At 73.0% G+C, this 12,143-nt stretch carries 12 protein-coding genes; 9 read left to right on the top strand and 3 right to left on the bottom strand.

Features of this window, described 5'->3' with window-relative positions:
- Window positions 1-6 precede the first annotated feature (6 nt).
- On the bottom strand, window positions 7-447 hold the full coding sequence (locus tag EIW28_RS11695; protein ID WP_125247885.1) for a hypothetical protein: 441 nt from the start codon (window positions 445-447) through the stop codon (window positions 7-9).
- A gap of 521 nt (window positions 448-968) precedes the next feature.
- Here EIW28_RS11695 and EIW28_RS11690 point away from each other — a divergent pair.
- The 4 genes from EIW28_RS11690 to EIW28_RS11675 all read left to right on the top strand — a co-directional run bounded on the left by EIW28_RS11690 (window position 969) and on the right by EIW28_RS11675 (window position 2,706).
- The gene (locus tag EIW28_RS11690; RefSeq protein ID WP_125247884.1) at window positions 969-1,376 is read left to right on the top strand and encodes a hypothetical protein; all 408 of its coding nucleotides are present in this window, start codon (window positions 969-971) and stop codon (window positions 1,374-1,376) included.
- Between the two features lie 53 nt (window positions 1,377-1,429).
- Window positions 1,430-1,822: a VOC family protein gene (locus EIW28_RS11685; protein WP_125247883.1), complete on the top strand. Its 393-nt coding sequence runs from the start codon at window positions 1,430-1,432 to the stop codon at window positions 1,820-1,822.
- A 122-nt stretch (window positions 1,823-1,944) separates the two neighbouring features.
- Window positions 1,945-2,418: a low temperature requirement protein A gene (locus EIW28_RS11680; protein ID WP_125247882.1), complete on the top strand. Its 474-nt coding sequence runs from the start codon at window positions 1,945-1,947 to the stop codon at window positions 2,416-2,418.
- A 3-nt stretch (window positions 2,419-2,421) separates the two neighbouring features.
- Window positions 2,422-2,706, top strand: a complete 285-nt coding sequence (locus EIW28_RS11675) for a hypothetical protein (protein WP_125247881.1) — start codon at window positions 2,422-2,424, stop codon at window positions 2,704-2,706.
- Here EIW28_RS11675 and EIW28_RS11670 read toward each other — a convergent pair.
- Complete coding sequence (locus tag EIW28_RS11670; protein WP_125247880.1) at window positions 2,681-3,154, bottom strand: GNAT family N-acetyltransferase; 474 nt, start codon at window positions 3,152-3,154, stop codon at window positions 2,681-2,683. The genes EIW28_RS11675 and EIW28_RS11670 overlap by 26 nt on opposite strands.
- A gap of 86 nt (window positions 3,155-3,240) precedes the next feature.
- Here EIW28_RS11670 and EIW28_RS11665 point away from each other — a divergent pair, with 86 nt between their 5' ends.
- Complete coding sequence (locus tag EIW28_RS11665) at window positions 3,241-4,920, top strand: metallophosphoesterase (RefSeq protein WP_158630373.1); 1,680 nt, start codon at window positions 3,241-3,243, stop codon at window positions 4,918-4,920.
- A 4-nt stretch (window positions 4,921-4,924) separates the two neighbouring features.
- On the opposite strand, the gene EIW28_RS11660 is transcribed toward EIW28_RS11665, so the two are convergent.
- Window positions 4,925-6,466: a peptide MFS transporter gene (locus tag EIW28_RS11660; RefSeq protein ID WP_125247878.1), complete on the bottom strand. Its 1,542-nt coding sequence runs from the start codon at window positions 6,464-6,466 to the stop codon at window positions 4,925-4,927.
- A 186-nt stretch (window positions 6,467-6,652) separates the two neighbouring features.
- Between EIW28_RS11660 and EIW28_RS25380 the strand changes: the two genes are divergently transcribed.
- The 4 genes from EIW28_RS25380 to EIW28_RS11640 all read left to right on the top strand — a co-directional run bounded on the left by EIW28_RS25380 (window position 6,653) and on the right by EIW28_RS11640 (window position 11,914).
- Window positions 6,653-7,606, top strand: a complete 954-nt coding sequence (locus tag EIW28_RS25380) for a hypothetical protein (protein ID WP_125247877.1) — start codon at window positions 6,653-6,655, stop codon at window positions 7,604-7,606.
- 281 nt (window positions 7,607-7,887) lie between these two features.
- Entirely contained in the window at window positions 7,888-9,513 is a 1,626-nt protein-coding gene (gene groL / locus EIW28_RS11650; protein ID WP_125247876.1) for a chaperonin GroEL, read from the top strand.
- Window positions 9,514-9,765: 252 nt separating this feature from the next.
- A complete protein-coding gene (locus EIW28_RS11645; protein ID WP_125247875.1) occupies window positions 9,766-11,664 on the top strand; it encodes a right-handed parallel beta-helix repeat-containing protein in 1,899 nt (632 codons plus the stop codon).
- 49 nt (window positions 11,665-11,713) lie between these two features.
- Window positions 11,714-11,914, top strand: coding sequence for a hypothetical protein (locus tag EIW28_RS11640; RefSeq protein ID WP_125247874.1), 201 nt, complete (start codon window positions 11,714-11,716; stop codon window positions 11,912-11,914).
- The last annotated feature ends 229 nt before the right edge of the window (window positions 11,915-12,143 follow it).

Below are 12,143 nucleotides of genomic sequence, written 5' to 3'. Positions count from 1 at the left end.
GTGAGGTCAGTCTCTGGGAACGGGGCCCCCGCCTGATGCGGGGTAGGTCGGCGACGCCGCAGGCGTCGATTCGGCGCCGTCCGGGTAGTTCTCGGACACGAAGGCGTCGAAGTCCGATCGGGTCTCGTCGTCGGTGCCCGCGTAGCTCTCGGCCACCTCGATGAGCGTCGCGGCCGCCGACTCGATGTGCTGGCTGCTGAGCGCGAAGGCGTATTGGACGTCGTCTCGCAGCGCGGTGAGCGCGGACCCGGAGCGGAGTGCCCCCTGGCCGCCGAAGACGGTGCCGCCCGCCGGTGCGGGATCCAGATCGTATGAGTTCGAGCCGTCGACGCTGGAGGAGAAACCGCTGTACAACTCCGCCAGTGGACGCAGGTCCTTCTGGGCCACTTCGAAAAGCTCGTAGAGGTCGGCGGCGAACTGGCCGCCTTCGCCGGGGGAATCGGGCATGCCGAAGACTCCTGAGGTCACAGGGGATGGGCGCGTCGTTGCGGGGTTACCAGAGGTTACTACGGATTTGTCGACGATGCGGTACTTGGTTCCGGTGCAGCGCAACGGCCGCCGGTGTGTGAGGGCGGCCCTTCGCCGTGCCTCGGTTCAGCCTTTGACGGCTCCGATCATGGCGGGGGCGGGTTGAGCCAGGGGGCACCGGTATTCGGTAACTGCAATACGCGGCCTCCGAAGCGCCTGCGATCGACTAGAGACCGTTTTCTGACGGGTCTTTGATTCGAAGGCTGTGCAGTGGACCCCGCTGACCGCAGGGCCCCGACCGGGGCCGGTCGGGTCCCGGCGGGGCCCCGACCATCAGCGGCGTGTCAGCGCGCTGTCAGCATCCGCGCGCAGAGTTCAGGCACGGACGAACACCGCCCCGCCCGCGCCGCGGACGGGGAATCGCGTCCGACGCCGAACCGCCGCGGCCTATCGTCGAACCAGGACGCCGCGGCCGCCACCCGCCTACGCAAGGAGCCGAGATGACCGTCGAACTCACCGCCCAGGACAAGTCCACCATCCGCACCGCCGCCTTCGGCGCCGTCACCCTCATGTCCTACGCGGGCATCGCGGGCTCGGCCCACAAGGTCGCCACCGGCGGGAGCCACGCCCTCACCGCCGCCACCGGCGCGGTCGGCCACGTCCTCGCCGAGAAGAAGCGCGACTTCAAGCTCCAGGCCAGGTCGTCCGCGGCCCTCGCCGACCAGGTCCTCCCCGCCCTCACCGCGTCGGTGCGGCTCCTGCGCGAGCAGGACCCGTCCGAGGCCGAGAACTTCCGCCGCACGATCGCCGTCGCCCTCGACGCCGCCAGCCGCGCCCACAAGGGCGAACCCAGCCCGACCATGGCCGAGATGGCACGCAAGATCACCGCGGCCCTGGACGCGGCCTGACCCGGAGGCCCCGGCCGCGTTTGCGGCGGGGCCGCCGCGCCTACCCTCCCGCGATGAGCGGCACGCGACTGTCACCGAACGCCATCACCGTCACCGCGCCCGACCCCCGGGCGCTCGCCGACTTCTACGCCCGACTCCTGGGCGCCGAGGTCGCCGTGAGCGATCCGCCGCGCGAGCACGAACCCGACGCGGCCGGCTGGGCGCAGGTCCGCACCGGCGGCCTCACCCTGAACTTCGAGTACGAGCGCCACTGGCAGGCCCCGGTGTGGCCCGCCGAGCCCGGCCGCCCGCACGCCACCCAGCACCTCGACATCCACGTCGACGACCTCGACGTCGCGGTCGCCCACGCCGTCGAGCAGGGCGCCCGCCTCGCCGACTTCCAGCCGCAGGAGGACGTGCGGGTCCTCTTCGACCCGGCCGGGCACCCCTTCTGCCTCTTCCTCTGAGCCCTGCCGCGGGCGGCCGCTGAGCCCCGCCGCGAGTGGCCGTCGAGCCCTGCCGCCGAGCGGCCGCTGAGCACTGCCGCCGAGCGGCCGTGCGGGCCGCCGCGCCGCGATAGCATCGCCAGATGGCGGCGGGAGCGGACGGGACCGGGTTCGCGCTGCCGGCCGCCCTCGCCGCGCTCCTCGGGATCGCGACCGTCGCCGTCCTGTGGCGCCTCTACCTCCGCGCGACCCGGGCCGACGCCCCCGACGCAGCCGCCGCGCGCCTCGCGAAGGCGCTCATGGTCGCCGGGGCCGCGGTCGCGCTCGCCGGCGCCGCCCTCGTGCTCGCCGACCCCTACGGGACCGCCGGGGCCGCGACCGTCGCCGCCGTCGCCGGCGGGCCCGCGCTCAACCTCGCCGGGAACGCCGCGTTCACCCGCGCCGCCACCGGCCGCACCCCCGCGTCCCGGATCGCCGCGATCAGCGCGCTCGCGGTCATCGCCCTCATCGGGCCCGTCCTCCCCGCGGTCGTGCTCGCCGCGCTCGCGTTCGCGGTCCTGCTGCTCCTCGCGATCAGGAGCTGGTTCCGGTTCCCGTCGCTGAGCGTGCGGGAGTGAGCCGTGCGCGTCCTCGCCCTCGCCGCCCTGCTCCTCGCCGTCCTCGCCCACGGCATCGCCGCCGGTCTCGGCACCGGTGCGCCCCACGGGTTCTCAGGCGCCGACTGCTTCCACGTCGACGCGGCCGGCGGCATCGGCGACTGCCGGGACGCCCCCGCCCCCGCGCCGACCGCGGCCGTCGCGGCCGCGAACTGGACCTGGTGGGGCCCCGCCGCCGCGCCCGTCGCGCTCGGCCTCCTGGCCCTCTGCCTGTGGCGGCGGCTCAGAACGAGGTCCGCCGCATCATGACCGCGTCGCCGAGCCGCTCGAACCCGAACGACCGGTACAGGCCCTCCCCGGCCTCGGTCGCGGTGAGCTCCAGGATGCGGACGTCGCGCGCCTCGTACCAGTCCATGAGCGCGTCCATGCACGCGCGCCCGAACCCGCGCCGGCGCCAGCGCGGATCGGTCACCACGTTGATGACGAGGCCGAACCGGCCGCTGCGGTTCCGCGGCGACGGGAGCCGCTCGTCGACGAGCCCGACCGCGCACGCCGCCAGCGCCCCCGACCCGTCCGGGGCGTCGACCGCCGGGATGACCATGGACGGCTCCGGCTCGGCCAGGCGGCGCGCGATGACCGCGGCGGTGTCGGCGTGCCAGCCGTTGTCCGCGGTGTCCATCCACTGCGAGAGCATGATGCCGCGCAGCCGCACGATCTCGTCGATGTCGCCGGGGCCGGCGAAGCGGATCTCGGTCATGGCGCGAGTCTAGGCCGCGGCCGCGCGCGACGTGAAACGGTTTCGGCGGGTTCCGTTGGCGCCCAAACCGTGCCATCATGGGCCCTATGCCCCGCCGCCCCGAGGACCTCTCCCCCGAGCAGCTCCGCTTCGTCCCCCAGAAGCCCGTGCGGTGGCTGTCGCCGCGCACGCTCGTCGACACGAGCATGCGGTTCGGGCTCGCGCGGGTCTTCGGCGGGTACGTCGACAAGCGCGAGATCATCGGCGGCCGGCCGCAGCCGGTGTACGACCACTCCGGGACCGACGAGCTGTGGATCGACTACGTCGCCGACATCGGCGACGGCTTCAACGCGACCTACTCGATCGCGTACCTCATGGCCCAGAACGAGCTCGAGGTCGGCGGCGAGCGCCTGCCGCGCGGCTCGGTCCTCGTCATGGGCGGCGACGAGGTCTACCCGGCGGGGGACTGGGTCGAGTACGAGCAGCGCATGAAGGGCCCGTACGAGGCCGCGAACCCCGGGAACCCCGTGGCGCTGTACGCGATCCCCGGCAACCACGACTGGTTCGACGGCCTCACCGCCTTCGCGCGCCAGTTCACCGAGGGCCGCACCATCGGCGGCTACCGCACCTTCCAGAAGCGCTCCTACTTCGCGCTCAACCTGCCGCACCGCTGGTGGCTGTTCGCCCTCGACGTGCAGTTCGACACCCACCTCGACCAGAACCAGATCGAGTACTTCCGCCGCGCCGCCGAGCAGATGCAGCCCGGCGACCAGGTCATCCTGTGCATCGCGCAGCCCTCCTGGCTGTGGACGGCCGAGGACCCGCGGTCCTTCGACCGCATCGACCACTTCATCCGCGACGTCATCGCCGCCCGCGGCGGCCTCGTGCCGCTCATCCTCACCGGCGACCGCCACCACTACGCGCACTACGCGGAGGTGGACGGCGTGCGCCACCTCGTCGGCGCCGGCGGCGGCGGCGCGTACCTCTCGCCGACCCACACCCTGCCCGAGGAGCTCACCGCCCCGCGGCGCTCGGTGCCCGAACCCGATGCGCCCGAACGGGAGTACCGCCTCACCCAGACCTACCCGTCGAAGGCCAAGTCGCTCAGCTACGCCCTCGGGATCTTCGCCCGGCTGCCGTGGCTGAACAAGGGCTTCGTCGTCCTCATGGCCGTCGTCGGCCTCATCGCGACCGTCTCCATCCTCGAGGGCACCGGCACGTTCGTGGCCGTCACCGCCGTGCTCATCGGCGCCGGCGTCGGCTTCGCCCACCCGGGCCAGGGCAGCCGCACCACCAGGCACTACCTGCTCGGCGCCGTCCACGGGCTCGCCCAGACCGCCCTCGCGTGGGGCGGGTCCCTGCTCGTCAAGCAGGCCGACGACGTCTCCTGGATCACCTACCTGCTGTACCTGCCGATCATCGGCCTCGCCGGGACCTGGCTCGTGGGCCTCTACCTCGTCGTCGCCAACCGCTTGGGCGTCAACGCGAACGAGCTGTTCGCCGGCATGTCCGTCATCGACCAGAAGTGCTTCCTGCGCATCCGCGTGGACCGCAGCGGCGCCACCGTCTACGCGATCGGCCTCGACCGCGTCGGCCGCCACTGGGCCGCCGATCCCGAAGGCGCCGAGACCGACTCGTGGATCAAGCCCGCAGAGCCGCTCAAGCCCCGCCTCATCGAACCCGGATTCCCCGCGGCCCACCCCGCCCCCGCGGAGGCGATCATCCCGCGCCAGAGCGCGGTGCGCCGCTTCATGAGCCAGGCGGGCGCCTGGTTCACCGGCCGCTGAGCCGCTACCGCGCCCGCGGCTCCGGCGGCGTCTCCAGCACCGCGTCCGGGCCGTGCCCGCCGCGGCCCATGAGCCGGTGCAGCGCCGGGCTGCACACCGCCAGCACCACCGCCGCCAGGAGCGCGAGCCCGGCGAGGAGGTAGAAGAACGCCTGCTCGCCGACCTTCGGCACCAGGAACGCGTACGCCTGCCCGCCCAGCGGCGTCCCCACCGCCGGGCCCAGGAACCACACGCCCATGAGCTGCCCCTTGAGCGCGGCCGGCGCCAGCTGCGTCGTCACCGACAGGCCGACCGGCGAGACGCACAGCTCGCCCCACGTCAGCAGCAGGTACACCACGGCCATCCAGCCGAGCGCCACCAGCACGCCCCCGTCCGCGCGGCCCTGGAGCCAGCCCAGGAGCACCCACGACAGGCCCGTCAGTCCCACGCCGAGCGCGAACTTGTACGCCGTCCCGAAGCCCTCGCCGGCCTTGAGCCAGATCGCGCCGAAGATCGGGGAGAACACCAGGATCGCGATCGAGTTGAAGTTCTGCACCCCGCCCGCCGGCAGATGGAAGCCCCACGAGTCGAGGTCCACCGAGTTCGCCGCGAACGCCGTCAGGATCGAGCCCATCTGGAGGTACAGCATCCAGAACACGACGGCCGCCACGAACAGGCCCACGTACGCGCGCAGGCCCGCCTTCTCGGCCGCCGTGACGTCCTTCGCCTCCCCGAAGATGTACACGAAGTACCAGACCGCGGCCGCGATCGACAGGATCGTCACCACCGTCGGCACGGTCGCGAGCGTCAGCGTCCCCGTCGCCGCCCAAACCGCGATCGCGACCGCCGCGACCACCAGCGAGACGACGACGATGCGGACGACCTTGCCGCGCTCCTCCGGCGCCAGCGGCCGCGAGGGCCCGATGCCGGCGTTCGTCAGCCGCGGCCACCCGCGCACGTACCACAGCAGGCCCAGCGCCATCCCGACCGCGGCCGCGCCGAAGCCCAGGTGCCACCGGTCCTCGCCCGCCAGGTACGGCGTCACCAGGATGCCGAGGAACGCGCCCAGGTTGATGCCCATGTAGAACACCGAGAACCCGGAGTCGCGCCGCGCGTCCGAGTCCCCGTCGTACAGCCGCCCCACCATCACCGAGATGTTCGGCTTCAGCAGGCCCGAGCCGAGCACCACCAGGAACAGGCCGAAGAACACCAGCCCCGGCCCCTCGACCGGGATCGCCATCGAGATGTGGCCGAACATGATGACGACGCCGCCGATGAGGACCGCGCGCCGCGCGCCCAGCACCCGGTCGGCGAGCCACCCGCCCGGCAGCGACGTCAGGTACACCGCGCCCGAGTACAGCGAGGCGATCGGCACCGCGACCGTGTCCTCCAGCCCGAGCCCGTTCTGGAGCACGCTCGCGGTCAGGAACGTCAGCAGGATGCCCTGGAGCCCGTAGAAGCTGAACCGCTCCCACATCTCGGTGCCGAACAGCACGGCCAGGCCGCGCGGATGCCCGAAGAACGTCTTCTCTCGGCCGGCCGCTGCGGGGTGCTCGCGATGGGACATCTCCGGCCCTCCCTGTCTCTCGGCGATCCGCCGCCTGTACCCGGCGCCGCGCGCGCCGACACCTGCCGCAGACGCTAATGCGTCCGCCCGCCCGCGGCGGGCGAATCGGACAACCGGGCGTCCCCGAACGGATGCGCTGCGGTCGTTTGTCTGATATGCACGGTTGGCTGGTCTACGATCCGCCCTATGAGCGACGATCCTTACTGGAACTCCGGGCAGTCCGAGGAGCCCTCGGGCCGCTTCTCCGGCGGCGACCCCCTCGTCACCGACGCCTTCGAGGGCTGGTGGCACGCCTCCTTCGACGTCGTCCAGCGCTCGTGGCGCACCGTCGGCCTGATCCTGCTCATCGGCGTGGTCCTGCCCCGCTGGGTCCTCGGCGCCTACAACAACAACGTGCGCGCCCCGAAGCAGGACATCGTCGTCACCGACTGGGGCGCGTTCGCGCGCGAGTACTCCCCGGGCGCGCTGGCCGGGTTCATCGGCCTGGTGCTCACGCTCGCGGTCCTGTACGTCTCCGGCTCGGCGGTCCTGGCCGCGGTCCGCACGGCGGCGGCCGAGGCGGCCGGGGGCTTCCTCAGCCTCGGGGAGGCGTTCTCGTTCGGGTTCAAGCGCGGCGGCAGGTTCTTCCTGTGGCTGCTGCTCGCCTGGGTCACGATCGCGGTCGGCCTGGTGCTGTGTGTGCTGCCGGGCCTGTGGGCGGTGTTCGCGCTCAGCCTCATGGCCCCGGCCGCGGTCTTCGAGGCGCACCGCAGCCCGTACGCGCGCTCGGTCCAGCTGACGCACTCGGCGTTCTGGCCCGCGCTCGGGCGGCTCGTCATCGTGGTGCTCGTCGCGGTCGCCGCGAACCTCGTCATCGCGCTGGTCGGGCTGCTGCTCGCGGGCCTGTGGCACGCGGTCTTCGCGGGCTGGCTCGCCGCGGTCCTCACGATCGTCACCGAGGCGGTGATGGCGCTGCTGCTCCTGGCGCCGATGATCTGGATCCTGTCGGCGGCGCTGTGCACGTACGCGTGGCTGCGCGGGCGCACCGAGTCGGTCTCGGCGACCTCGCTCTCGGCCGAGGCGTCGGGCGCGGCGGCCCCGGGCGGGTACACCGGCCCGGGCGAGCCCGGCCACCCGGGATCGCCCTCCCCGACGCCCTGATCCCGTCCCGCGGCGCGGCGGCGTTCGGCGCCGCGGGGGCTGTTCGCGGCGCCCGGCCGCGCCCTCGCCGGGCCCCGTCCGGGCGGGCGCGCGCTCCACCACTGGTTTCGTGCCCCGGATTGGCACTCTCAAGGCGAGAGTGCTATACCTGATTTGGCACTCGCCGCTGGGGAGTGCTAACGCTAAGGACAGCGATGAGGTGGACGGGCCCTGGGCCCACCGTCGCGGGAATGCCGCCTCACCGTCGACAACGAACGTTATCCGAAAGGAAGCCATCTGCAATGGCGAAGATGATCGCATTCGACGAGGAGGCTCGCCGCGGGCTCGAGCGGGGCATGAACACCCTCGCGGAGGCCGTCAAGGTGACCCTCGGCCCCAAGGGCCGCAACGTGGTGCTGGACAAGAAGTGGGGCGCCCCCACGATCACCAACGACGGCGTGTCCGTCGCCAAGGAGATCGAGCTCGAGGACCCCTACGAGAAGATCGGCGCCGAGCTCGTCAAGGAGGTCGCCAAGAAGACCGACGACGTCGCGGGCGACGGCACCACCACCGCCACCGTCCTCGCGCAGGCCCTCGTCAAGGAAGGCCTCCGCGCGGTCGCCGCCGGCGCCAACCCGATCGCCATCAAGAAGGGCATCGAGAAGGCCGTCGCGGCCGTCGTCGAGCACCTCCAGGCGTCGGCCACCGAGGTCGACACCGAGGAGCAGATCGCCAACACCGCCTCCATCTCGGCCGGCGACGCCACGGTCGGCGCCATCATCGCCGAGGCCATGGAGAAGGTCGGCAAGGAAGGCGTCATCACCGTCGAGGAGTCGAACACCTTCGGCCTCGACCTCGAGCTCACCGAGGGCATGCGCTTCGACAAGGGCTACCTGTCCGGTTACTTCGTGACCGACCAGGACCGCATGGAGGCCGTGCTCGAGGAGCCCTACATCCTCATCGCGAACCAGAAGATCTCCGCGATCAAGGACCTGCTCCCGACGCTCGAGAAGGTCACCCAGACCTCGAAGCCGCTCCTCATCATCGCCGAGGACGTGGACGGCGAGGCCCTCCCGACCCTCGTGGTGAACCGCATCCGCGGCATCTTCAAGTCGGCCGCGGTCAAGGCCCCCGGCTTCGGCGACCGCCGCAAGGCCATGCTCGGCGACATCGCCATCCTCACCGGCGGCCAGGTCATCTCGGAAGAGGTGGGCCTCAAGCTCGAGAACGCCGACCTGTCCCTGCTGGGCCAGGCCCGCAAGGTCGTCATCACCAAGGACGACACCATCATCGTCGACGGCGCTGGCGACGAGGACGCGATCCAGGGCCGGATCAACCAGATCCGCGCCGAGATCGAGAACTCCGACTCCGACTACGACCGCGAGAAGCTCCAGGAGCGCCTGGCGCGCCTGGCCGGCGGCGTGGCCGTCATCAAGGTCGGCGCGGCCACCGAGGTCGAGCTGAAGGAGCGCAAGCACCGCGTCGAGGACGCCGTGCGCAACGCCAAGGCGGCCGTGGAAGAGGGCATCCTCCCCGGCGGCGGCACCGCGCTCGTCCAGGCCGACTCGGCCTTCGAGAAGGTCGAGGCCGAGGGCGACGAGGCCACCGGTGTGGAGATCGTCCGCCGCTCGCTCGGCGCGCCGCTCCGCGCGATCGCCGAGAACGCCGGCCTCGAGGGCGGCGTCGTGGTGGAGAAGGTCAAGGGCCTGCCCAAGGGCCAGGGCCTGAACGCCGCCACCGGCGAGTACGTCGACATGCTGGCCGCCGGCATCCCGGACCCGGCCAAGGTCACCCGCTCGGCGCTCCAGAACGCCGCGTCGATCGCCGCCCTGTTCCTGACCACCGAGGCCGTCGTCGCCGACGCCCCGGAGAAGGAAGGCGCCGGCGCCGCCGGCGGCGGCATGGGCGACATGGGCGGCATGATGTAGCAAGCGCCCCTTCGGGAGTGCTCGCTCAGGCCGACTGAGTACCGCGAGGGAGGACCGCTCACTGTAAAGTGAGTGGTTCTCCCTTTCTCTGTACTGGCTGCCAGTGCAGACGGCGCAGCCGCTGCGCAAGCGGCATACCGCCCCAACCGGGGGCGGTATGCCGCGACGACCCCGCCGCGATGCCCGAAATGTTTGGGCCCCAGCCGATTCAGGCCTCTTCACACCGTGTGCGCCGCGGGCTACCCTGTCTCCGTGCCCCCCACACGCCTCAATGACCGCCCCGACCACCGGCTCGCCGCCCTCGCGTTCATGACCGGCGTGCTCGCCGTGCTCGTCTTCACCTGCTACGTCGGTGGCACCGCCACCGAGGGCCGCATCGCCGCACCCGACCCCTTCCCCGCCCTCCCCGCCGCCGAACCGCCCGCCTACCGCGAGGACGGCGACCTCCTCCTCGTCTGCACCGCCGACGCCGAGGACTTCACCGAGCGCAACGAGGGCGTCGTCTACAACGAGCGCATCGCCAACGAGCGCCTCCAGGAGGACTGCCTCGCCGACGGCTACCGCGACCTGCCCGCCGCGATCGCCGCCGCCGCCCCCGGCGCCCGCATCCAGGTCCTCCCGGGCCACTACGCCGTGGACGCCGCGATCGTCCTGGAGACCCCCGGCCTCCAGATCGAGGGCCTCGGCGACAGCCCCGACGACGTCCAGATCTCGGCCCGCTTCACCGCCGACACCGTCCTCACCGCCCACGCCGCCTCCGGCCTCTACCTCAAGGGGATCGCCTTCGGCCAGGCCCGCGGCGCCGCCCTGCGCCTCACCGCCGTCGAGAGCGCCGCCCTCGTCGAGGTCGGCGCCTTCCAGAGCGACGGCGCCGGCCTCCACATCGCCGACTCCACCGGCGTCGCCCTCACCGACTGCACGGCCGAGACCGCCGACACCGCGGGCATCCTCGTCGAGAACTCGAACGCCGCCGTCACCGGCTGCGAGGCGACCGGCAACACCGCCGGCCTCGAGATCCGCGGCACCGCCACCACCGCCACCGCCACCGCGAACCGCCTGCACGGCAACACCACCGGACTCGTCGTCGCCGACACCGGCCCCACCGCCGAGGTCACCGCCGCCGACAACGTCCTGTACGGCAACAACACCGACCACTACCACCGACTCGGCACCGCCGCCTGCGAAGGCGACCCCGCCGACCGCGACTGGGCCGACGGCGTCCTCTGCCCCGACCGCGCCTACCCCTCCGGCGTCGGCGTCCTCGTCGCCGACGGCACCGGCACCGCCGTCACCGGCAACCGCATCTGGGACCAGCAGACCGCCGCCGTCGCCGCCTGGGGCACCCCCGGCCAGGACACCGGCCTCGGCGGCGACCGCAACACCTTCAGCGGCAACGTCTTCGGCGAACGCGAGGACGGCGCCCGCCACCGCAACCGCCTCGACCTGTGGTGGGACGGCACCGGCGTCGGCAACTGCTTCGACGAGCCGGGCGCCTACCGCACCGCGCCCTCCGTCCTCCCGCCCTGCGGCGCCGACGCCGCCCGCGTCGCCGGCGACCCGCTCCGCTCCCTCAAGGCCTGGCAGTGCGGCCTCCAGGACACCGCCGACCTGCCCGCGACCTGCGACTGGCTCGGCGCCCGCTTCACCGACCGCCTCGAGTTCCAGGCCGCCGTCGCCTTCGCCGCCGCCCTGCTCTTCCTCGCCGGCGCCGGCTGGCTCGGCGCCGCCCGCTCCCCGAATCCGCCGCGCGCCGGCGCGATGACCTTCTCCGCCATCGCGACCGGTTGCGGCGCACTGCTGTTCGTCCTCGCCGTGTGGTCCGGCCGGGCCGACTACGAAGCGCTCGCGGTGGCCCTGTGGGGCTGCGGCTGGCTCCTCGCCGGCCGCTCCTGGTTCCGCGCCGGCGTGCGCTTCCTCGGCGGCTTCACCGCGATCGTCGGCGGCCTCGCCGTCCTCGACGCCGTCGACCGCGGCGTCGCGACCCTCGCCCCCATGCCCGTCTCCCCGGCCTGGCTGTGGATCGCGCTGCTGCCCTTGTGGACCCTGTTCGCGCTCGCCGCGGCCTTCGGGCCCCGCCGCGCCGAGGCGGAGCCCCCGCAGGTCGAACGCACTCCCGTGACCGCCCCGGCGAGCGACCGGTGGGACTGGTGACGCCGGGCTTCGCAGACCGCGCGCCCGCCCGATCGCGTACTGTTGCCCCATGACTTGGACCTGGAAGCTCGAAGACGCCGAAGGCAACACGCTCGAAACCCCCGACAGCGACCTGGGCAGCCAGGGCGACGCCGAGTCCTGGCTGGGCGAGCGCTGGCGCGAGTTCGCCGACCAGGGCGCTTCCACCGCGGTCCTCCTCGAGGACGGCAAGACCGTCTACCGCATGGACCTCACCCCCGCCGAGGAGTAGCCCGGCGGCCGGGCCGCCGGCCGCCCCGGACCCCGTTCGCCTCGCGGGCGAAGCCGCGCGGGATCGAGGACGCCGCCGACCGGGCCGACGGCACCGCCTCCGCCGAGACGCCGCCTCCGCAGCGAGCCCGTCCCGACTGTCCGCACCCCGCCGGAGCACTCGCGGCCGGGGCGGCGGCGAACCGACATGTCCGACCCCGGGGCCCGAAGGCGAGCGTCGCCGACCGGGC

The organism is Glycomyces terrestris (genome assembly GCF_003933745.1).
In the GTDB taxonomy this organism is placed as follows: Bacteria; Actinomycetota; Actinomycetes; order Mycobacteriales; family Micromonosporaceae; genus Glycomyces; species Glycomyces terrestris.
The sequence above is the reverse complement of the archived record's forward strand: the minus strand, read 5'-3'. Positions and strand labels throughout refer to the sequence as shown.

Bases quoted from the DNA above. Each gene is read 5' to 3' on its own strand.
- EIW28_RS11695 (WP_125247885.1), bottom strand. From the start codon at position 447: ATGCCCGATTCCCCCGGCGAAGGCGGCCAGTTCGCCGCCGACCTCTAC.
- EIW28_RS11690 (WP_125247884.1), top strand. From the start codon at position 969: ATGACCGTCGAACTCACCGCCCAGGACAAGTCCACCATCCGCACCGCC.
- EIW28_RS11685 (WP_125247883.1), top strand. From the start codon at position 1,430: ATGAGCGGCACGCGACTGTCACCGAACGCCATCACCGTCACCGCGCCC.
- EIW28_RS11680 (WP_125247882.1), top strand. From the start codon at position 1,945: ATGGCGGCGGGAGCGGACGGGACCGGGTTCGCGCTGCCGGCCGCCCTC.
- EIW28_RS11670 (WP_125247880.1), bottom strand. From the start codon at position 3,154: ATGACCGAGATCCGCTTCGCCGGCCCCGGCGACATCGACGAGATCGTG.
- EIW28_RS11665 (WP_158630373.1), top strand. From the start codon at position 3,241: ATGCCCCGCCGCCCCGAGGACCTCTCCCCCGAGCAGCTCCGCTTCGTC.
- EIW28_RS11660 (WP_125247878.1), bottom strand. From the start codon at position 6,466: ATGTCCCATCGCGAGCACCCCGCAGCGGCCGGCCGAGAGAAGACGTTC.
- EIW28_RS25380 (WP_125247877.1), top strand. From the start codon at position 6,653: ATGAGCGACGATCCTTACTGGAACTCCGGGCAGTCCGAGGAGCCCTCG.
- groL (WP_125247876.1), top strand. From the start codon at position 7,888: ATGGCGAAGATGATCGCATTCGACGAGGAGGCTCGCCGCGGGCTCGAG.
- EIW28_RS11640 (WP_125247874.1), top strand. From the start codon at position 11,714: ATGACTTGGACCTGGAAGCTCGAAGACGCCGAAGGCAACACGCTCGAA.